We start from the raw sequence: 21,884 nt of genomic DNA, 5'->3' as shown, positions 1-21,884 counted from the left end.
TGTGCTGTCGCATCCCGGGCCGTGTCCTTAGCTGCGCACGACGTAGACCGAGCACTCCGCATGGGTCACGACATGCGACGCCGTGGTGCCCAGCAGATAGTCCTTCACCTTCGGGTTGGCGGCTTCCATCACGATGAGGTCCACCTTGCGCTCGTCCGCCAGCTTGACGATCTGACGATGCACGGCGCCCTTGCGCACGACCATCTCGATCTCGGGCACCCCGCTGGCGGGATTGTCGTTGACGAACTTGCGCAGCTGCTGGCCCCAATAGGTATCGGAGTTGTAGATGTTGAGATTACGCTCGATCTCGGGCGCGATCGTCGCGACGATCAGCTTGGCTTGGCGCCGCCGCGCCATCTCTACGGCTTCCATGTAGGCATGATGTTCGACTTGGGCGTGGCGCAGGTTGATGGGGCAGAGGATGAGCTTTGTCTGGCGTGCCATGATGGCCTCCGGGAAGTTCGAGGCGGAAAATGAACCTCGTGGCGACCGGGCGCGTACCCGGATTGAAACAGCCTCGCCCCTACGACGAATTCCGGAGCTCGAAATGGGCATAAGCGTCACTCCGATGTCGCGCAGCGACATAGGCGCCCGCAAAGAGCGCCACATTGCATTCAGGCCCCGTGCGTATCGCCGCGAAGGCCTCGCAACGACGCTGCCGCGCGAGCATGCGGGATGGAGACTTTCACACGCGTCCGTGCACAGTCTCTTTTGGGCCTCGCTTTCGACGTGTGTTTTGACGCGATGGGGCTGGTTTCGGACGAGGCGCCTCAACGAGAAATCGCGATGATAGCAGGGGAACTCGGTTGAGTTTCGGGAATTAATACAACCATAACGGTAGTCGCAAAATCTTCAGGCGATAACGCGCCGACAGCCATGAAACGAACTTTGCCAACAATATCCGAACCTTCGCGAAAGTCGGCGGCAGGTTCCCGCTGAGCGCTCGAAAAGACCGTCAGTCGTGATGGAACTAACCCGCAAAGCACCTGTTAACGGACCGTAAATTCGCTGTTAACCGAAGTGAGCGGGAGAACTCAACATGGCCAACTTCACGAACGCAACCGAAACCCCCCGTGTTCTGTTCATCGACGACAACGCCATTCTCGCGGATGCTGTGGAGCGGAGCTTCGCTGCGGATGGAAGCATCGCGGTTGTCAGCGAATGCAAAGATGTGCCCTCCGCATTGACCTCGAAGGACGTCCCGATGGAGACCTGCGACGTGGTCGTGTTCGACCCGAGCCAGACCTCTGCGGACCCTGCCGAGACCCTGAGCGCCGTCCGCGAGGCCGCCGGTCCGGTCGCCGCAATCGCCTACCTGCCGGAAACTGCACTCGAGATCGCGCGCCAGTGTCTCCAGTCGGATTACGACGGCGTCGTTTCCCGCAGCGGCAATATCGAAATGCTCATCGACGCGGTTTTCTCGGTCTCCATGGGAAGTCTGTATGTCGACGGGTGCTATGCCGAAGCGCGCAGCGATTCCAGCGCGCCCATTCTGGTCGGCACCGAAGCCCTCACCAGCCGGGAGCGGGAGGTCGTGCGCGGGCTCGTCGACGGCAAAAGCTGTCGCGCGATCGGAAACGACCTTCTGATCAGCGGCAAGACCGTCGAGACGCATAAGTACCGCGCCCTGTCAAAGATGGGTCTCACATGCGCGCGCGAGCTCGAAACCTTTGCGCGGCGCAACGCCTGGGCGGTGTAACCGGGTCTAGTGGAAGATGCGAAGCGTTAGTCCGATCCGGATCGGCGTGGCCGACCAAAGTCCGATTTTCGCGTCAGCGGTGCTCGACCTCGCGGCGTCGACATTCGACGACACGGGGACGCATGGCGACGCGCTTTCTGCCACCGACATAGAACGCCTGCGCGATCCCGACTGGGATGTTCTCCTTATCGATCCGCAGTTTACTCCGAACCTTGAAGATCTGGTCCCGCAGATGCTGGCCGCCTGTCCCTCGCTGGCGCTGATCGCCGTGGCGTCGCAGCCGACAAAGGAGCTTGTCAGCTTCTGCATGCGGATCGGCTTCAGCTCCGTCGTGGCGAAATCGATCTCGGGCCCCGCGCTGATGCGGGTGATCCGCGTCACCCTTGCGGGCGGAAGCCTGGTCGACCGCGGTCTTTCGCGCTCCGCCGAGGGCGAGATGCCGGGTCCCACCGAGGGCAAGGCGCTGACCGAGCGCGAGGAATATGTGCTGCGGCTCTGGGCCAAAGGCTATTCCAACAGCGACATCGCGGACCAGATCGGCCTCAGCCGAAAGACCGTCGACAGCCACCGCGCGCGTGGCATGAACAAGCTTGGCCTCGCGGACCGGCCCGCGCTGATCCGGATGGCGAGCGCGCGGGGCTGGCTCGTCTGAGCCCGTCCGACCTCCCGGGTGGGTTTTTGCCCCACACGGGGGGTCAGGAAGCTCCCGACCCCTTTCCGAAATTCCTCCGCTCTTCGCCCGTATTCCCGACTGAAAGGGCTGCGAATCTTCCTTTATCCCTTGGGTCGAACCGGGCGGTACCTCTGCCCATTACACGTTTCGATTCGCCCGTTTCGAGGGGAGAAGGAAAAGAATTATGGCAAAGATCAGTGTTTTCGGGATCGGCTACGTGGGCGTCGTGTCAGCGGCTTGCCTTGCTCGTGACGGCCACGAAGTGATTGCGGTCGATCTCGACGAGAGCAAGGTCGATGGACTGAATGCGGGCCGCGCGCCCATCGTTGAAAAAGGGCTCGACGAGCTGGTGGCCGAGATGGCTGCGAGCGGTCGGCTCAGGGCCACGACCGACGCGGCGGAGGCCGTCGCGAAGACCGACGCCTCCTTCGTCTGCGTGGGCACGCCTTCGGCGCCCGACGGCTCGGTCGGTCTGACCTTCGTGGTCTCCGTCTGTCAGGACATCGGCAAGGCGATCGCCAACAAGTCAGACCGCCACACGGTCATCATGCGCTCGACCATCGTCCCCGGCACCATGGAAGAGATCTGCATTCCCACGCTCGAACGCGCCTCCGGCAAACTCGCAGCGCGCGATTTCGGCGTCGGCTACTTTCCGGAATTCCTGCGCGAAAGCACCGCGATCGAGGATTACGCCGATCCCGGCCTGATCGTGTTCGGCAGCCTTGACGCGCAGACCGAACAGGTCCTGACCGAGATCAACCAGGATCTTCCCTGCGAGATGAACAAGGTCGATATTCGCACCGCCGAGATGGTGAAATACACCTCGAACAGCTGGCGCGCGGCGAAGATCAGCTTCGCCAACGAGATCGGCAACATCGCCAAGGCCAACGACCTCGACGGTCAGAAGGTGATGGCGGTCCTGTGCAGCGACACCAAGGTCGCCATGTCGCCGGCCTTCCTGCGTCCCGGCTTCGCCTTCGGCGGCTCCTGCTTGCCCAAGGACGTGCGCGCACTCAAGGCGGTGGGCGAGACATCGGGCGTCGCGACGCCGCTTCTGAACGCCATTCTCGAGGCGAACGAGGCGCAGATAGAGCGCGCCGAGGCCATGGTGCGCTCCGCCTCGAAGAAGACCGTCGGTCTCGTCGGCGTAAGCTTCAAGTCGGGCACCGACGATCTGCGTGAAAGCCCGCTGGCCGATCTGGCCGCGCGGCTGATCGAAAGCGGTCAGGACGTGCGCATCTACGATCCCTATGTCGCCACAGCCTTCGTCAACGATCCTGGCGCCGCCGGCCGCGGCAACGCCGTCGTGCCCGACCTCTTCGAACGGATGGAAGACGATCTGGACCGTCTGATCGAAGACAGCGAGGTCATCGTGGTGGGCAACAAGTATCCCGAGGTGACCGCCCGCCTGAAGGAGACGCTGGGCAACCGCCGCGTGGTGGATCTCGGCCGCATCGACCCGAACCTCGTCAGCGACGCTGGCTATCAGGGCATCTGCTGGTAATCCGCAATGCTGGGTCATCTCATTTATATCGCGGCTTTCGTCGCATTGGGCCTTGCCGTGCGCGACACCAGCCTGGCTGCCGCCGATAGTGCCATCGTGGTGCTCGGGGTGATCGGCCTGTGGCGGTATGGATGGGCGGCACTGAACTTCCTGCGCGCGACCGCCTATGTCCGGGTGCTCTACCCCCGGCGCCGCGCGCGGGCCGAGGCCGCCTATGCGCGCCGCCCCGTTCCGGCGCACGCGTATTTCATGGTCACGACCTACAAGATCGAGCCGGGCGTCACGAGCCGCGTCTACAGCTCGATCTTCGAGGCGGCCCGCCGCTCGCCCGGCGGCGCGACCATCGTCGCCTCGGTGGTGGATGGCGCTGACCTCAGGGTGCTGCGCGATCTCTTCGAGGCGCGCAGGCATGACATGCCGCAGGTGCGCTTCATCATCGACCAGATCCCGGGAACCGGGAAGCGCGACGCCATCGCCCGCTCGCTGCGGCTGATGCAGCGCGAGGCCCCGCGACGCGACGACATCATGTTGTTCGTCGACGGCGACAGCGCCGTGCCAGCAGACATCGTCGAGCGCTCCGCGCCCTTCTTCACCGACGAACGGGTCGGGGCGCTGACCACCGACGAATCCGTCGAGATCCCGGATGACTGGCTGTTCCGGAACTGGTTCGATCTGCGCTTCATGCAGCGCCAGATGATGATGTCCTCGATGGCGTTCGGCGGCCGGGTGCTGACGCTGACGGGCCGGATGTCCGTCTTCCGCGCCGACCTGGCGGTGGACCCGAGCTTCATCCGACAGGTTCAATCGGACCATATCGATCACTGGCGGCTCGGTCGGATCAACTTCCTGACCGGCGACGACAAATCGACCTGGTTCTGGCTGCTGAGCCGCGGCTACCGGATGACCTATCTGCCCGACGTGCGCTGCGTCTCCTACGAGGAGCAGCCGATGCCGGGCTTCGTCGAAAGCGCCGTGGCGCTGATGAAGCGGTGGTTCGGCAACATGCTGCGCACCAATGGCCGCGCGGTGGCGCTGGGCCCGTCGCGGATCGGGTTCTTCACCTGGTGGTCAATCCTCGACCAGCGCGTGTCGATCTGGACGACGCTGTTCGGGCCGATCTCGATCGCGCTGACCGCGCTCTTCGCGACGCCTGCGGTGATCCCCGCCTACATCGCCTGGGTGATGTTCACCCGCTACGTCTTCTGCTGGATGCTCTCGACCTTCCGCGGCGGCGGCTTCCCGATCATCTACGCGCCGCTGCTCTACTTCGGCCAGATCCTCGGCGCGTCGGTCAAGAGCTCGGCCCTGTTCCGTCTCGACCGGCAGAAATGGACGCGCCAGGCCGCCAAGAAAGCTGCAGCGCGCATGCCTCTCGGAGCGCGGCTGCGCTCGGCCACTTCCACTTACATGCAGGTCCTTGCGCTGGGGTGGCTAACCCTCTCCGCGGCGCTCTCGACCGGACTTCTCTAAACGACCGACAGGACGCACCATGACACACGCCCCCGATACTTCACCGGCGCCGCTTTCGGCCGGAAACGAACACCCGTTGATCGATATCCCGTTTTCCGCGGTCATCGACGGACGGCGCTACGCAGGCGACGGTCTGTCGCTGACCGAGGCGCAGGTCTCGGGCCTGATAGACCGCCGGATCGACGGCACGGAAAAGATCGTCCACCTGATCTTCGACTTTCCCGGCTTTCAGGTGGCGCTCGTGCCGACCGCGCGGGTCATGGTGGAAGGCGACAATTCCAGCGTACTGGTCTTCACCGAGCCGACGGGCGATCACTCGCCGCAGCTGCGGCAAATCCTGAATGACTATATCTCGGGTGACCTGACCAGCTCCGGCGGGCTGATCCGCAGCGGATCGCTCGCGCAACCCAAGGGCGGCACCGGAGCGGCGCCGAAGCCCGGGTTCCGCAAGCGGCTGCGCAGCGCGTTCGGCACGCTCGTCGTGCTTGCCCTGAGCGTCGCGCTCATCGCGCTGGCCGTCAGCCTGATGCAGGCGCGTCTGTTCACGACCGATATCGCCGCCCCGGGCCGCGTGGTCGCGCAGGGCCAGACGATCCGGGCGACCGCCGACGGTCAGATCAGCTTCATCAACCCCGATGCCGGTCCGGGCGATGTGCTCTTCGCGCTCGACACGGTGGACGGGGAGACGCTTTCGATCGCCATGCCGAGCAAAGGCACCGTCCATCCGATTTCCGTGGCCGAGGGCAGCACCGTTCTTGCCGGCGAGCCGCTCTTCGAGATCTCCGCTCCGGATGCCCCGCTGGTCATCGAGGCGCGCCTGCCGCAGGAGCTTTTGTTCGAAGTGCAGCAGACCGGCGGCGTCAACGTGACCCTGCCTGACGGGACCGAATTCCGTGCGACCCTCGGCGACGGGTTCCGCGCGCCGGGCGCTGTCGGCTCCGACGGGCTGGTGCGCGCCAATCTCGTCCCTTCGATCGACCTTTCGCCCGACGAGGCGGGGCAGGTCGCCGCGCTCAGCGTCAGCCGCGATGCCTTCGGGGTCGATTGGGGCAGCCTTTCCCGCGACGCGCTCGGAGAAGCGCGCGCCTTTACCCGTAGTATCAAAGCAATTGGAGACCAGTCATGAATAGTGTCGTTAATCCCGTAGTTCTGTCTGGAGGGATGGGGACCCGCTTGTGGCCGATGTCCCGCGTCGCCCAGCCCAAGCAATTCCAGTCCATCGACGGCAATGGCGGTCCGACGTTCCTGCAAAGCACCGTGGCGCGCCATCTCGATGACGATTTCGCTGACCCGTTGCTGGTCGCCGCCGCCTCCGAGGAGGGTCTTGTGCGCGATCAGCTGGCCGAGATCGGCGTCACCGGGCGCTTTCTGGGGGAGCCGATGGGCCGCAATACCGGTCCCGCGGTTCTCGCCGCTGCCCTGACGCTGGCGGAAGAGGATCCCGAGGCGCTGCTTCTGGTCCTGCCGTCCGATCACAAGATCGAAGGCGACATGAATACGGTCGTAAAGCTGATGCGCGAGGGCGCGCAGCAGGGCCGGATCGTGCTGTTCGGCGTGGTGCCGAAATATGCCGAGACCGGGTTCGGCTATATCTCCGGCGGCGCGCTGGTCGATGGCCAGGAAGGCCTCCACGAGGTCACCAGTTTCATCGAGAAGCCCGAATTGGAGAAAGCCCAACGGCTCGTCGCATCGGGCGACACGTTCTGGGCGTCGGGCATCAGCCTGATGCGCGCCGACGTCCTGATCGAGGAATTCGAGAAATACGACCCGGCGACGCTGGCCGCCGTTCTGGCCGCGCTCGACGGCGCGAAAAAGACCGAAACCGGCCTGTGCCTCGACGGCGCGCATTTCGCCGAGGCCGCGAACGAGCCGACCGAACGGCTGATCTTCGAACGCTCCGACCGCGTCGCCGTCGCCCCCGTCGAGGTCGACTGGGACGACGTGGGGGCCTGGACCGCGATCCATTCGATCAGCCCCAAGGGCGAAGACGGCAACGTTTCGACCGGACAGGCCCTGACCCTCGACTGTCGCAACTCGCTGATCCGCGCGGGCGACAAGCTGGTCACCGTGATCGGCATGGAGGACGTGATCGTCGTCGACACGCCCGACGCGCTCCTCGTGACCAATCACAGCAACGCCCAGAAGGTGAAAGACGCCGTCGCCGAGCTCAAGGCCCAGAACCGCAGCGAAGTGGCGCGCCATCCCGAGGTCGCAACCGACGATATCGGGCAGGGCGGCGAGGCCTTCCCCGCCGTGTCGCGTCTCACCCTCGACGCGGGCGAGACCGCGACCTTCCGCGGGCCGACCCCGGGTGGAAAGCTGCTCGCTGTGTCGAGCGGTCGCGGCCACTGGAAGAACGGCGGGCCGACCCATGCCTGCAGCCAGGGTCATAGCATCAACGTAAGCCCCGGCTCGTCGGTCGAGGTCTGGAACACCGGCGACGGGGCGCTGAGCCTTTACGAAATCGACCTCTCGGAAGACGAGGCCGAAGAGACATCGAAGGGAACGCGCGATGCACGTGAGTGAACACCTTCGTTGCCTTGGCCTGTCCTGCGGGCTGGCGCTGGCGCTCACCGCGCCGGCGGCTGCTCAGCAGGCGGTCAGCGCGTCGGTGTCCAACGTGCGCCTGGCGCTGACCCAGCTTGCCGCCGGGGCCGGGGTCGAAATCGACACGGAGCTTCTGGGCGATACGCCGGGCGGCGGCTCGGCGATCTACCTCAACCAGGGCGATGTGACCTTGGCCATGCTCGACGACCTGCTGGCGGATTCCGGCCATCCCGATGCGCTGATCCGCAAGGATGACCGGTTTGTGGCCTCGATGCCCATCGTGGTGCTGAAAGGCGCGTCGCTTTCGCTGTCCGAGGGCGATCGGCTGGACCTATCGCGTCGCGAGGGCAGCTACCTGATCTCTTTCGGCGCGCTCGACGTCGATCACGCCACCATCGCCGCGGGCTCCGACGTGCATCCCGATATTGCGGGGTTCCGCCCCTTTGTCGCAGCGCTCGGACCGCAGAGCCTGTCGCTGAAAGATGCCACGCTGACCGGCCTCGGCTATGGCGACCGGGCCTATAGCGCCGGGCTGTTTCTCGGCGGGCGCGGGTTGCTCAGTTTCGGCAGCCCGGCCGCGATGACCGGGAACAGTTTTACTGATCTGCGCGGCGTCGTCCTGCAGGATCTCGACGGGGTGAACCTTACCGATACCGAGATTGCCGACGCGCGGGGCAGCGGCCTGATGCTGCGCGATATCGACGGGGGCACGATCACCGATCTGACCGTCCGCGATACCGGGGGCGAGCAGGCGCTGCACCTTTCGGGCGTCTCAGACATGCGGCTCGTCAATGTCGCGCTCGATGGCGGGCAGGGCAAGGGCATGCGCGTGGATGACAACAGCCGCGCGCTTCAGCTTCGCGATGTCGCCGTGCGCGGCTTCGACGGTTCCGGCGCGACGATGGCGCAAGGCGCGACCTGCGTTCTCTTCGACCGGATCGAGGTCTCGGGAAATAAAGGCGCCGGCTTCGCCGAGCGCGGTGCGGGCACGACGATCTTCAACGAGAGCCGGTTTGCCGACAATAGAGGCCCCGGACTGATGATCGACCGCCAGCGCCCCGAAACGCGGGTGCTGATCACCGACAGCCGCTTTGCGGGCAACCGGATGGGCATCCGCGCGACCGGCCTTGCCGACCTGCGCCTGCATGACAACGATTTCACGGATCAGCGCCCCCGGCTTCTGTCGGGCGACCTCGACGCGCTGACGCCCGATTTCCTGCGCGCGAGCGCTGATGGCGGCGCGGGGGATCTCAGCGTCTCCGGCGTGCGCGCGCTCGATCCCGCACCTCTGCGCCGCGATGCCGCGCGCGCAGCTTTTGACACCTGTTCCGGAGAGGGCGCTACCTGATGGTCTTTTCATCCGAAACCTTTTTGTTTCTCTTCCTGCCTCTGGCGCTCGCGCTCTATTATCTGACGCCGAGCCGCTGGAAGTCGCTGACGCTGCTCGCGGTCTCCTACGTGTTCTACGCGTGGTGGCGGGTGGATTTCCTGCTGCTGCTCGTCGGCACCACCGCCTGGACCTGGCTCACCGGCCGGGCGATCCGCCATGCCGCGAATGTGCGGATGGCGAAGATATGGACCGGCATCGGCGTCGCCAGCTGCCTCGCCGTTCTGGGTTTCTTCAAGTATTTCAATTTCTTCATCGACAGCCTGACCGCGCTGTTCGGGACCACGCCCGATGCCATCGGCGTGCATTGGCAGATCCTTCTGCCGATCGGCGTCTCGTTCTACGTGTTCCAGTCGGTGAGCTATATCGTCGACACCTATCGCGGCGATGCGCCCGATGACGTGCACCCGCTCGACTTTGCGGCCTTCATCGCGCTTTTCCCGCAGCTCATTGCCGGGCCGATCCTGCGCTACAAGGATCTCGCGCATCAGTTCCGGCACCGCACCCACTCGGTCGAGATGTTCTCGGACGGCATGATGCGCTTCTTCGTCGGACTGGCGAAGAAGGTGCTGCTGGCCGATGCGGTGGCGCCTCTGGCCGATCTCGCCTTCTCGACGCCCGATCCGTCGCTGACGCTGTCATGGGGCGGGGCGATCGCCTACATGATGCAGCTCTACTTCGACTTCTCGGGCTATTCCGACATGGCGATCGGGCTGGGCATGATGCTGGGCTTCCGCTTCATCGAGAATTTCGACACGCCCTATATTTCGCGCTCGATCACCGAGTTTTGGCGGCGCTGGCACATCTCGCTGTCGGTCTGGTTGCGCGACTATCTCTACATTCCGCTCGGCGGCAACCGCATCGGCCCGGCACGCACTTACGTCAACCTGATGACGGTGATGGTGCTGGGTGGCTTGTGGCACGGCGCGGCCTGGACCTTCGTGATCTGGGGCACGTGGCACGGCGGCTGGCTGATGTGGGAACGCTATTCCGGCTGGGTCAAGTCGCGCTCCACCGCGGCGCTGCTGCGCACGCTTCTGGTCGTGCTCATCGGCTGGGTGATCTTCCGCGCCACCTCGATCGTCGAGGCGGGACAGGTCTTCGCCGGCATGCTGGGGGCCAACGGGATCGGGCTGTCGCCGGATTCCGCCTTCGAGATCACCGGCGAAAGTGTCGCGGTGCTCGTCATCGCGATCGGCGTCGCCATCCTCGAGCCCTGGCTGGCCCGTATGGTCGAGGGCCCGCTCTCGCCGCGCCCTGACGGCACGCTGACCGCCACGAGCGCCATCGTGCCGCCGATGGCCGTCACCGTGCTGGCGACGCTGACCATCCTGAAGCTGGCCGAGCAAAGCTTCTCGCCCTTCCTCTATTTCCAATTCTGAAGGACCGGACCCATGCAGATGATGCTGAAAGCCATACGCACCAGCGTGCCGATCCTGTTCCTCGGCTACGCGCTGTTCGTGAACGTGGATATCTTCGAGAAGGGGCTGCCCGGAACCGTCAAGGGCGACTTCGTGAGCGGCAAGGCTGCGACGTCGCTCGGCGCGCTCTACGGAAAGGCGCAGCCGCACCGCAAGACCGCGGTCGGCCTGATCGGGGCTGCGCGCTACGAGCTGATCGGCGAAGGCCGTGACGGCGTGACGGCGGGCGATGACGGTTGGCTCTTCACCGATGAGGAATTCGATCGCGCCACGCCGTCCGAGATCAAGACCGCCGCCGGGGTCGTCGCCGACGTCAAGGCGCAGCTCAACGCGCTGGGGACCAAGCTCGTCGTCGTGCCGGTGCCCGCGAAGATCGACATCTACCGCGACCACGGCGGCGAACAGGCGGGGCAGGCGATGGAGGACCAGTATCGCGCCTTCCGCGCGGCGCTGACCGATGAGGGCGTCACGACCGTCGATACCCGGCCCGCGCTGGCCGATGCCGGGCCCGATCCGGTCTTCTTGACGCGCGACACGCACTGGACCCCGCAGGGGGCTGCGAGGGTGGCCAAGGCCGTGGCGCAATCGGGCAAGATTTCCCATGGCGACACGGTGTTCAAGAAGGTCCCGGCGCGGCCCAAGGAATTCATGGGGGACCTAGTGTCCTTCGTCACCACCGACGATTTCGCGCCGAGCGTGGGGCTCGGCCCCGAGCGGGTGACGCCCTATGTCGCCGAAGAGAAAGGCGCGGAAAAGAAGGGCATCTTCGCCTCCGACGATGCGCCGATCGACACGGTTCTGGTCGGCACGAGCTACAGCGCCAACAAGTCCTGGAGCTTCGTGCCCGCCCTCAAGATCGCGCTGGGGCGCGACATCCTGAACCTCGCCGAGGAAGGCCGCGGCCCGATCGAACCGATGAACGCGTTCCTGTCCGAGCCGAAACTGGACGATGCGCCGCCCGCGCGGGTGATCTGGGAATTCCCGATCCGCTATCTCGGCGAGCCGAAATACATCGACGGAAAGGAGGCCGGAAATGCGTGATCCGCGTCTTGCGACGACCATGGCGGGCCTGCTCGCGGTCGTATTGGCCGGACCGGTGTTCGGGCAGGCGGTGATCGACGACCGCGTCACCGAGACCGCCGACCTGCCGACCTGGAAGTTGCAGCACGACCGCAAGCGGATGCTGCACGACCAGCATCTCAGCTTTGCCGAGATGCGCGCGCTCGCGGATGCGGGCGACGGGCTGGCCGCGTTCCGTTATGCCAACCGGCTGATGGCGCTCGACGATCCGAGCGTCGTCGGAGATGCGGCGCTCTATTACGCCTCTGCGGTGTTCACCGGGCGCGACTACGCGTTGGGGCCGCTGATCCGCATCCTCGAGCGGCCCGATCTCGACGTCTCGGACAAGCGACTCCACCATCTCGAGAACGCGATCCGGACGTTGGCGGTGCAGGGCTACACCAAGGCGCGCGAGGCGCTGACGGGCTTTTACGAGTCCGGCAAGCCCTTCGGCTACCATCCCGAGCGTGCCCGCGACCTGCTGCTAGAGCTGGCCGAGTCCGGCGACGGCGCCGCCGCGATCCAGATCGGCTCCAAGGCCCTGCAGAACCCGAACCTCGTCGCGCCCGAACGTCTGCATTCCATCCTCACCCATGCCGCTTCGGACGCGGATGAACTGGGCACGCGCACGGCCGCAAAGTCGATCCTCGCGCAGCTCGACGCCCGTTCCGACGATACCGAGAAGGAAACGCAATGATACTCCGTTCACTCGCACTTGCCGCCGGGCTGCTGGCCGCCGGGACCGGATCGGCCTTGGCACAGCAGAAGTCGGCCTATGACTGCCACGGGCTCGCCACGGCGGATAACCTGCCGGTTCTCGAAGGCAGCGACGGCTTTTTCTACCGCCTCAACCTCAACATGCGGACCTATCACCCGCTCTCTGCGGCGGCCGCGAAAACCGTGGGCACGCTGTCGCGGGTGCTGGCCGAGAGGGGCACCAAGCTGATCTACGTGCCGATTCCGACCAAGAGCCTCGCGATGCCGGAGCACCTGCCGCCCGAAGCGGCGGATTACGGCTATGACAAGGCGCTCGCCCAGGCCGGGTACAAGGCGTTCCTGTCGCGGCTGGCCGACGCGAATGTCACCGCCATCGACACCGTCGCGGCGATGAATACCTTGCCGGACGATCGCCAGCCTTTCATCGGCCTCGATTTCCACTGGTCGCCGGACGGCGCGCATTCCGTGGCGAAGGCGATCGCCGACACGATTCACCAGACGCCATCGCTCGACGACATGAAAACGACCAAGATCGAGCTGACCTCGACGGGCACCAAGCCGGTCGAATCCGCGCTGCGGCGCCATATCCAGAAATTTTGCCGCGACGGCTTGCCGGTTCCGCGGACCGAACGGTTCAAGGCCACCGAAAAAGGCGGCGGCAGCGGCGACGCGGGCGATATCTTCGCGGCCGACAGCGCCGGTCCGCCGATCGCGCTGGTCGGCACCTCGATGTCCGCCGAGAAGATGTTCAGCTTCGAAGATGCCCTGTCCTACGAGACCCAGGCACAGGTCGCGAACTACTCGGTGACCGGCGGCAACCAGTTCGGCGCGATCACCTCCTACCTGCTGTCGGAGGATTTCCGCGAGAACAAGCCGCGCGTGCTGATCTGGGAAAACCCGATCTACAACAATCTCGGCGGGTTCGGCGAACGCCCCCTGCGCGAGTTGATCGCGGCGGCCGGCGCCGACTGCACGCCTCTCAAGACCGCCAATCCCGACCCGAACGTGCTGACCGCGGACCTGCCCGCCAACAGTTGGACGCCCGAGAGCTATCTCGGTGTCGATACCGGCCGGGCGAACGGTGTGCGCGCCACGCTCAAGTTCTCGAATGACGATGGTCTCACCGGCTCCACGACGATCCAGCGCTCCGAGCGCGTGGGGCCGACCCGTTGGTTTTACGAGTATGCGCGCCCGCTTTGGCGCAAGGACTACACCCATGTGCGCGTCGAACTCGACCAGCCGGCCGAGAAGGACGCCACGCTCTCCACATGTACCTTGAAAGGATCCCAGACATGATGAACAAGCGAACGCTTCTGCTTTCCCTCCCCGTCGCGCTGCTGACCGCGCTGCCCGCGGCCGCGCAGGATGAAGGGCTCTACCCCGAGCCGTCCTCGCCGGATGCCTCCTTCCTGCGCGTGATCGCGCCCGATGCGGATTCGGTGTCGATCGACGGTACGCGGCTCGAGACCTCGGATGCGGGCCTGACCCCCTATGTCGAGGTTTCCCCCGGCGACGTGGACCTCACCGTCGGCGACGAGGAACGCTCCGTCGAGGTGGGCGCCAGCACCCATTACACCATCCTGTCTTCGGTCAAGGACGAACCGATGATCAAGGACGACATAACCGAAAGCCCCGCGCAGGCGGATCTGCTGCTCTACAACCTGAGCGACATGAAGACTTTCGATCTCTATGCAACCGAGGCGAAAACGGCGGCACTGTCCGATGTAGCGCCCGGCACTGAAGGGGCAGTCGGCCTGAAGGCGCCGCTGACCCTGACCTTCGAGCTGCGTCAGGACGGTGAGACGCTCTCAAGCCTCGATCCGCTGGAGCTGCGTCGCGGTACCGCGACCACGGTGATCGTCGGCGCCGACGGCGCGCTGACCGCCACCGACAGCACCTACGCGAACTGAAACTGACACGCCTCGTCCTGGAGAAGATCACCATGTCTCTGACACGCATCCTTTCCGCCATAGCATTGGGCCTGATTGCCCAGACCGGATCGGTCCATGCAAAACCGGTCTCGGTGCCGTTCGATCCTCCCCAGGTCGAGGCTGGCAGCGATACCTGCAGCCCCCGGCCTCCGCAGCACGTCCTGACCGAAAGGTGGAAGGACTATGACGGCGGGCCACTGGGCGACCGTGACGTGAGGCTCATCCGCCGCGACCTGCGGCTGCTGCGCCAGAACGACGCGAAACGCTGGTTCGACGTCATCGAGGCGGCGGACCAGCGCCTGCTCAAGGCCGGGGACGGCTACGACAAGACCAACCTTCTTCTGGACCGCATCGACCTTCTCGTCGCTGCGGGCCGGATGCAGGATCTCGCGGATGAAGGTCTGGTCAAGCGCCTGCTCGACATGGCGCCGGCCGGGTCGGCTTCGGTCAAACGCACGGCGGCGGAACTGCTCTATAACGGCACCGGTGTCGCGCGCGATCGCAAGCGGGCCATCGCACTCTGGCGTCAGGCCGCCTATGCGGGCGACAGTACCTCGCTGCTGCGCATGGTCGAGCTGTCCTACAAGCAGAAGATCGACGACTGGAACATCGCGCCCAACGTGGCCGTGACCATGGCGCTCGGGAACCTGCTGGGCGATCTCGATCCGCTTCTGTGCGACCGCGTGAACCGCATTGCCGCCATCTTCCGCGACGGCGAGGTCGTCGCACCAGATCCGAAGCTGGCCGAGGACTGGTACCGTTTCGCGGCCAGGCTGGGCGGGGCCAACGCCGCCTGGAACCTTGCCGAAATGAACCGCGAGGCGACCGAGGTCGACCGGGACAACGACCTGATGATGAAGAGCCTGCGTCAGGCGGCGGATTTCGATCTGCCCTACGCGATGCTGCGCCTCGGGGGCATCCTCGAACGCGGTGCCCTGACCGAGCGTGATCCCGAAGAAGCCCGCGCGCTTTACGAGGAGGCCGCCGGTTACGGCGACCCAACCGCGCGGATCCGTCTCGTGAACATCGCCCGCGCCCATAAGAACGAGCCCGGCGGGCGGGCGCGTCTTGCGGATGCGCTGGACCGGATGATCGACGCGCCGGGTACTCCCGCCTGGGCCTATGCACAGCGCGGCAATCTCGTCCTCGAACAGCAGGGGCGGTGGGCCGGCGAGGACCGTGCCGCCAAGCTCTACGCCGAGGCGCTGAAGATCGATCCGACGCTCTCGGCGGCCCGGATGCACCTTGCGGAGATCAAGATCCGCGATGCCGACGGCGAGCAGGACCTGCTCAACATCGTCTCGGAACTGCGTGACGCGGTCTATATCGACGGCAAGACCGAACCGATGCAGGATCTCCAGGCCATTTTCCAGTGCCGGTCACGGGATGCCCCGATCCTCTCGGAGTCGAAATACTGGACGAAGATGGAAGAATTCGCCGGCGACTCGACGGTCGAACTCACTCCGAGCCAGCTCGACGCGGTGAACCCCCAAGACGATCCGCTGACGGTGGCCCGGCTGCAATCGCAGGCGATCAACATGCGCGCGCGGTCGCTGGCCAATTTCCATGACGTGAACCCCGAAGGCGCGGGCGACAAGATGCGTCGGATGACAGAGGCCTCGGGTGGCGCGCTCTACACGGCCGAAGCGAAACTCGCGCTCAATCGCGGCCATGTCGGCACCGCCGAGGATTTTCTGGCGCAGGCCATCGACGCGGGAGAGACGGGGGCGAAGACGCTCTACCTCTCTGTGCTGGGAAGCCGCACCGAACTCGACAAGACCCAGCGTGAACGGATGATCTCGCTTGCCCGCGACCTTGCGAAGAACGGCAACGGCACCGCGATCGGGGTTCTGATCGATCACGGTATCATGGATTCCGACACGGCATGGCGAACCTATCGCGACGCCATCGCGCGAAACGGGGACGTGAAGGCCATGCTCTTCGCGCTGCCCTATCTCAAGAAGGCCGGCGATGTCGCGACCTACCGGGCCCGCATTCGCAGCACCATCGACTGCACGACGTCCATGGCGCTCGACTATGCACATGTCCTGCGCAAGATCGACGCCAAGGATGGGGCGCATCATTGGCTCAAGATCGCGAGCGCGGTTTCCGAAGGCGACGGGTGGGAAGACGTGGCCGTTGCCGACGCCCTGCGCGAAATGGGGTCGACCGAGGACGACAAGGCGCGCGCGATGAAGCTTTACCGCGCTGCCGCAGACCGTGGCTATCCCCTTGCGCTGCGCCGGCTTCTGTCGCTGCGCCAGGACGGCAAGATCGAGATGAGCACCGAAAAGACGGCTGCGATGACGGTCCGCCTGCTGAAGATCGCGGCGCCCAAGGACATCGCCGATATCTTCAATTTCCTCGAATATTCGGACCCGAAAGTGCGCGAGATCGTTAACGCGAAGGTAGATCGCCGTGCCCTTTACGCCGAGGCCGCAAAGAAGGGGAATGCCGCGGCACAGCTCGAACTGGCCCGGATCGTGCGCGAAAGCGACGCACCCGACGACACGGCAGAGCGCTACGCCTCGCTGCTGCAAAGCGCGGCAGACGGGGGCAACGCCGACGCGATGTATCTGTTGTCGCAGGCCTATGCCTACGGGGTTGGCGTCGACCAATCCATGGAGCGGTCGCGGAAACTGCTTCTCGCCGCCGCCCGTGCGGGCAACGAAACGGCCGCCGCCACGGCGCGCCTCATTCAGTAACGCGAGACACGAAAGAAGAGTCATGAAACGATTTCTTATCATCGGGGCGCTCGTCGCTGCCTTGCCGGCGCCCGCCCTCTGGGCGCAGGACGCAAGCGACGTCACCTGCATGAACGTGCCAGAGCCCGTCGTCTCTCTCGACTATGGCAGCCGCTACACGGACGACAGCAAGGACCGTTCGGACATCGACAAAGCCTCGAACGCGGCGGTGAACGAGGCGCTGGGCCCGATCGACGATTTCATCGTGGATCTCACCGGCAAGGCCAACAAGGCCGCCAAGGGCGGGGACGGCGCCGAGGACGCCGCCGCCTGCGTGGTGGACGCGCTTAACGTCTGGGCGAAAGCTGATGCGCTCAGCGATCTTCAGAGCATGAACGCCAATCTCTCCTCCCCGTCGCGCTTCGGCGCGATGGCGCTGGCCTATCTTCAGGCCGAATCCGCGACGGAGGTCGATCCCGACAAGGCGAAAACGATTGAGGACTGGCTGAAGGCGCGGGCGCGTCACACTGCCAAGTGGTTCGACACCGAGGCGCCGGACATGGCGAGTCAGAACAACCTGCGCGCCTGGGCAGGGCTCGCCGCGGCGGCCGTCGGCAATGCCGCGGGCGACGATTACCTCAAGGCCTGGGCCAATACGAGCTTCGCGCTCGTCGCCTGTCAGGCCGACGAGGACGGCGCGCTGAAATGGGAGATGGAGCGCGGTCCCCGCGCGCTGCACTATCAGCTTCACGCCGTCGCCCCGCTCGTAGTCGGCGCGGCGCTTCTGCAAGGTGATGGCTATCCGACCTTCGACATGTGCGACGGCGCGATCCATCGCGCGGTCAAATTCATCCCGGCCGCCTTCGACAACCTCGACATGGTCGCCGAGAAGGCCGGCGAGGAGCAGACCTTCGCCACCGGCGACGAAAAGCTGAAAAGCTTCGAACTGGCTTGGGCCGATGCGTATCTGTCGCTCTTTGACGCGCCGGAAATCGCTTCCTTCGTCGAGGAGTATCGCCCCCTCAGCAATTCCAAGCTCGGCGGTGAACAATCCGCCCTGTGGTAAGCAAGGCGAAGCCGAAGCGAAGGGTCCGCCCTGATGTCCGGACGGGCAGGGCGGACCTCACCGGAGCTTAGCTCCACATCTGTCGCATCGACGCTGCGACGTCGATGGGGGCGGGGGCAGGACGTTGGGCCGCCCCGCCATGTTGCAACGGCGACCAGTGAACGGAATCGAAATGGTGCAGGATTTCCCGCGGGATGAACCGCGTCCGCATCGCATAGACATGCCGGTCGCCGTTGCGGGTCTGTTGCGTGACGTAGAACCGCAGCGGCAGCCCCAGGGTCAACTGATCCTTCGCCCGCGTCATCGCGACGTAGAGCAGCCGCCGCTCCTCCTCCAATTCGTGGCTCGAACCGGTCCCGAGGTCTGACGGAATGCAGCCGTCGACGGCGTTCAGCAGATGGACCGATTTCCATTCCTGCCCCTTGGCCGAGTGGATGGTCGACAGGATCAGGTAGTCCTCGTCCTTGAGTGGCACGCCCGCCTGATCGCTGGTGGCGTCGGGCGGATCGAGCGTGAGGTCGGTCAGGAACGCCTCGGCCGACGGGTAGCCGGTCGCGATCTGCTCGAGTTGCAGCAGATCGGCGCGCCGGGCCTCGGCATCCTCGTGCAGCCGGTCGAGATGCGGGTCGTACCATGCGCGGGCAAGGCCAAGTGCTGCGGGCCATGCCGCCTGCGTGCTCATGGCCTCGACAAAGCCTTCCCAGTCCGCTCCGGCGCGGGCTGGCGGCGCGACATCGGCAAGCGCTGCGCGGGGATCGGGGGCGAGGTCGAGCGCGTCCAGAATGCGCCCCGCCGCCTTGGGCCCGATGCCCGGCATCAGTTGCAGCACCCGGAACCCCGCCACCCGGTCGCGCGGATTGCGCGCCAGCCGCAGGAACGACAGCAGGTCTTTCACATGCGCGCTGTCGAGGAACTTGAGCCCGCCGAATTTCACGTAAGGCACATTGCGCCGCGTCAGCTCGGCCTCGATCTGCACCGAGTGGCTGGAAGTGCGGAACAGTACCGCCTGCTCCTTGAGCTTCATGCCGGTCTCGCGGTTCTCGAGAATACGATCGACCATGAAACGCGCCTGCTCGGTCTCCGTCTGGACGGTCACCAGCTGAGGTTTCGGCCCCGAAGCGCGCTCGGTCCAGAGATCCTTGGTGAACCGCTCTTTCGCGAGGCCGATGACCGCGTTGGCTGCGGCGAGGATCGGCTGGGTCGAACGGTAGTTGCGGTCGAGCGTGATGACATCGGCGCGTTGGTCGAAACTGTCGGGAAAATCGAGGATGTTGCGCACGGTGGCGGCCCGGAAGGCATAGATCGACTGGGCGTCATCTCCGACCACGGTCAAGCCGCGCCCGTCCGGTTTCAGCGCCTTCAGGATACGCGCCTGCAGACGGTTGGTGTCCTGATACTCGTCGATCAGAACGTGGTCCCAGGCCCCGCCGATATGCGCGGCAAACCCCGGATCCGCCATGACCTGCGCCCAGGCCAGCAGCAGGTCGTCGTAATCGAGCACGTTCTGCGCCTGCTTGGCCTGCACGTAAGCGCCGAAGAGTTGCTTCAGCTCCTCCTGCCACTGCGCGCACCACGGAAAGCTGTCGCGCAGCACCTCGCCCAGCGGCGTTTCGGCATTCACCGTGCGGGAATAGATCGCAAGGCAGGTGCCCTTGGCGGGAAAGCGGCTTTCGGTTTTCGAAAAGCCCAGCCCGTGACGGCAGAGATTCATCAGATCGGCGCTGTCTTCGCGGTCATGGATCGAGAACTCCGGGTGAAGCCCGATCGACAGCGCATGCTCGCGCAGGATCCGCGCGCCGATGCCGTGGAACGTCCCGGCCCATGTCAGGGCCTCGGCGGCGACAGCTGTGCCCATGGCCTGCGCGGTGATCCGTTCCACCCGACGCGTCAGCTCGGTCGCGGCGCGGCGCGAGAAGGTCATCAGCAGGATGCGTCGCGGATCGGCGCCGTTGACCAGCAGATGCGCGACCCGGTGGGCGAGCGTATTGGTCTTGCCCGACCCGGCCCCCGCGATCACCAGAAGCGGCGGCGAGAGCGCCTCGCCGCCGACGCCGAATTCCACCGCGGCCCGCTGGTTGTCGTTCAGCTTGTCGAGATAGCCTGCCTCTGGCATTCCCTGTCCCCCGTTCCGGTCTGTGGAGGAAAGTTAACGGAATGGGAACGAAATGAGAACTTGAAATGTTCGCCTTTCGTACCCAGCCTGCGGCGGTCGGCCATCAGGCGCTATCGGAACGCGCGCGGCGCCGGATCACCTGGACCAGCGACATCACGATCAGCCCCGCAGCTGCGATCATGAAAGTCGCGGCGAGCGGGCGCTCGAGAAAGACCATCGGGTCGCCGCGGGCGATGAGCAGGGCGCGGCGCAGGTTGGTCTCGATCAGCGGGCCCAGCACGAAGCCCAGCAGTAGAAGCGCCGGGTTGAACCGGGCCAGCGAGAGCGCGTAGCCCACCAACCCGATCGCGGCGACGGCGAACATGTCGAAGCTAGATCCCCGCACCGAATAGACGCCGAGGCAGACGAAAATCAGGATCGCCGGATAGAGCCAGCGGAACGGGATACGCAGCATCGACACCCAGATGCCGATCAGCGGCAGGTTCAGGATCAGTAGCAGCAGGTTGCCGATCCCGAAGCTCGCGATCAGGCCCCAGAACATGTCGGGCCTCGCATCGAGCATCAGTGGGCCGGGCTGTACGCCGTGAATGACCAGCGCGCCCAGCATCAGCGCCATGATCGGATCGCCCGGGATGCCAAGCGCGAGCGTGGGGACGAAGGCGCTGATCGCGGCGGCGTTGTTGGCGGCCTCGGGCCCCGCGATCCCCTCGATCGCGCCGGTGCCGAACTGCTCGGGACGGCGTGAAATCCGGCGTTCCGCAGCATAGGCGAGGAAGGAGGAGATCGTCGAGCCGGTGCCGGGCAGCGCGCCGAAGAAGCTGCCGAGGCTGGCGCCGCGCAGGGCGGGGAAGGGGATGCGGCGCAGCTCTGCCCGGCTGGGCAACAGCTCGCGCAGCGCGACGCGGGGCGGCACGCCGGTACGCTCGGCGACGTGGATATTGGCGATCACCTCGGCCACCCCGAACAGGCCCATTGCGAGCGCCACGAGGTTGACGCCGTCCATCAGCTCGGTCTGGCCGAAGGTGAAACGTTGAACGCCGGAATTCACATCGGTGCCGATGCAGCCGAGGATCAGCCCCAGAACCACCATCGCCAGCCCCTTGGCGGGGTATTTCGCCCCCACCGTCGAGGCGGCGACGAGGCCGAGGATCATCATCGCGGCATATTCCGCCGCACCGAAGGCGATCGCTGCCCGCGCCAACGCGCCCGACAGCAGGATCAACACGACGATCCCGATCATCGAGCCGGAGAAGCTGGAGATCATCGAGGTGAAGAGCGCCACGCCCGCGCGGCCGCTCTGGGCCAGCGGATAGCCGTCGAGCGTGGTCACCGCCGATTGCGGCGTCCCGGGCAGGCGCAGCAGGATCGAGGCCACCGCGCCGCCATATTGCGAGCCGTAATAGACCCCGGCCAGCATCACCAGCGCCGCCTCGGGCGACAGGTAATAGGTGATCGGCAGCAGCAGCGAGATCGTCGCCATCGCGCCGATCCCGGGCAGGACGCCCACGAAGGTGCCGAGGAGCACGCCGAAGACGCAATAGATCAGCACGTCGGGTTGCGCCGCGACGCTCAGCCCGTGAAGGAACCCGTCCCAACCGCTCATAGCCAGATGC

General features: G+C 65.5%; 17 protein-coding genes. 14 read left to right on the top strand and 3 right to left on the bottom strand.

Annotated features, from left to right (window positions below; all coding sequences use genetic code 11):
- Window positions 1-27 precede the first annotated feature (27 nt).
- On the bottom strand, window positions 28-444 hold the full coding sequence (locus tag B6V73_RS03090; RefSeq protein ID WP_075777047.1) for a universal stress protein: 417 nt from the start codon (window positions 442-444) through the stop codon (window positions 28-30).
- A gap of 595 nt (window positions 445-1,039) precedes the next feature.
- On the opposite strand from B6V73_RS03090, the gene B6V73_RS03085 reads away from it, so the two are divergent.
- The 14 genes from B6V73_RS03085 (at window position 1,040) to B6V73_RS03020 (ending at window position 18,158) form a co-directional block, all read left to right on the top strand.
- A complete protein-coding gene (locus tag B6V73_RS03085; protein WP_088723276.1) occupies window positions 1,040-1,699 on the top strand; it encodes a response regulator transcription factor in 660 nt (219 codons plus the stop codon).
- Window positions 1,700-1,745: 46 nt separating this feature from the next.
- Entirely contained in the window at window positions 1,746-2,351 is a 606-nt protein-coding gene (locus B6V73_RS03080; RefSeq protein WP_168172984.1) for a response regulator transcription factor, read from the top strand.
- 205 nt (window positions 2,352-2,556) lie between these two features.
- The gene (locus B6V73_RS03075) at window positions 2,557-3,876 is read left to right on the top strand and encodes a nucleotide sugar dehydrogenase (RefSeq protein ID WP_088724469.1); all 1,320 of its coding nucleotides are present in this window, start codon (window positions 2,557-2,559) and stop codon (window positions 3,874-3,876) included.
- A 6-nt stretch (window positions 3,877-3,882) separates the two neighbouring features.
- Window positions 3,883-5,346, top strand: coding sequence for a glycosyltransferase (locus tag B6V73_RS03070; RefSeq protein ID WP_088724468.1), 1,464 nt, complete (start codon window positions 3,883-3,885; stop codon window positions 5,344-5,346).
- Between the two features lie 19 nt (window positions 5,347-5,365).
- The gene (locus B6V73_RS03065) at window positions 5,366-6,472 is read left to right on the top strand and encodes an HlyD family efflux transporter periplasmic adaptor subunit (RefSeq protein ID WP_077701258.1); all 1,107 of its coding nucleotides are present in this window, start codon (window positions 5,366-5,368) and stop codon (window positions 6,470-6,472) included.
- Complete coding sequence (locus B6V73_RS03060; protein ID WP_088724467.1) at window positions 6,469-7,872, top strand: sugar phosphate nucleotidyltransferase; 1,404 nt, start codon at window positions 6,469-6,471, stop codon at window positions 7,870-7,872. Before B6V73_RS03065 ends, B6V73_RS03060 begins: the two co-directional genes overlap by 4 nt.
- Window positions 7,859-9,241: a right-handed parallel beta-helix repeat-containing protein gene (locus tag B6V73_RS03055; RefSeq protein WP_088724466.1), complete on the top strand. Its 1,383-nt coding sequence runs from the start codon at window positions 7,859-7,861 to the stop codon at window positions 9,239-9,241. Before B6V73_RS03060 ends, B6V73_RS03055 begins: the two co-directional genes overlap by 14 nt.
- On the top strand, window positions 9,241-10,662 hold the full coding sequence (locus B6V73_RS03050; RefSeq protein WP_088724465.1) for an MBOAT family protein: 1,422 nt from the start codon (window positions 9,241-9,243) through the stop codon (window positions 10,660-10,662). The genes B6V73_RS03055 and B6V73_RS03050 overlap by 1 nt, the downstream gene beginning before the upstream one ends.
- Before the next feature lie 12 nt (window positions 10,663-10,674).
- Complete coding sequence (locus B6V73_RS03045) at window positions 10,675-11,742, top strand: hypothetical protein (RefSeq protein WP_075777056.1); 1,068 nt, start codon at window positions 10,675-10,677, stop codon at window positions 11,740-11,742.
- Window positions 11,735-12,457, top strand: coding sequence for a hypothetical protein (locus tag B6V73_RS03040; RefSeq protein WP_088724464.1), 723 nt, complete (start codon window positions 11,735-11,737; stop codon window positions 12,455-12,457). The genes B6V73_RS03045 and B6V73_RS03040 overlap by 8 nt, the downstream gene beginning before the upstream one ends.
- Window positions 12,454-13,773, top strand: a complete 1,320-nt coding sequence (locus tag B6V73_RS03035; RefSeq protein ID WP_075777058.1) for a hypothetical protein — start codon at window positions 12,454-12,456, stop codon at window positions 13,771-13,773. Before B6V73_RS03040 ends, B6V73_RS03035 begins: the two co-directional genes overlap by 4 nt.
- Complete coding sequence (locus tag B6V73_RS03030; RefSeq protein ID WP_075777059.1) at window positions 13,770-14,387, top strand: alginate O-acetyltransferase AlgF; 618 nt, start codon at window positions 13,770-13,772, stop codon at window positions 14,385-14,387. Before B6V73_RS03035 ends, B6V73_RS03030 begins: the two co-directional genes overlap by 4 nt.
- A gap of 32 nt (window positions 14,388-14,419) precedes the next feature.
- Window positions 14,420-17,113: an SEL1-like repeat protein gene (locus B6V73_RS03025; RefSeq protein ID WP_088724463.1), complete on the top strand. Its 2,694-nt coding sequence runs from the start codon at window positions 14,420-14,422 to the stop codon at window positions 17,111-17,113.
- A gap of 22 nt (window positions 17,114-17,135) precedes the next feature.
- Window positions 17,136-18,158, top strand: a complete 1,023-nt coding sequence (locus tag B6V73_RS03020; protein WP_075777061.1) for an alginate lyase family protein — start codon at window positions 17,136-17,138, stop codon at window positions 18,156-18,158.
- Between the two features lie 67 nt (window positions 18,159-18,225).
- Here B6V73_RS03020 and B6V73_RS03015 read toward each other — a convergent pair whose 3' ends face one another.
- Complete coding sequence (locus B6V73_RS03015; protein WP_088724462.1) at window positions 18,226-20,271, bottom strand: ATP-dependent helicase; 2,046 nt, start codon at window positions 20,269-20,271, stop codon at window positions 18,226-18,228.
- A 103-nt stretch (window positions 20,272-20,374) separates the two neighbouring features.
- Window positions 20,375-21,874 carry a tripartite tricarboxylate transporter permease gene (locus tag B6V73_RS03010; protein WP_088724461.1) on the bottom strand — a complete coding sequence of 500 codons (1,500 nt, stop codon included), beginning with the start codon at window positions 21,872-21,874 and terminating at the stop codon, window positions 20,375-20,377.
- Window positions 21,875-21,884 lie beyond the last annotated feature (10 nt).

The sequence above is a fragment of the Thioclava sp. JM3 genome, assembly GCF_002213185.1.
GTDB lineage: Bacteria > Pseudomonadota > Alphaproteobacteria > Rhodobacterales > Rhodobacteraceae > Thioclava > Thioclava nitratireducens.
The sequence above is the reverse complement of the archived record's forward strand: the minus strand, read 5'-3'. Positions and strand labels throughout refer to the sequence as shown.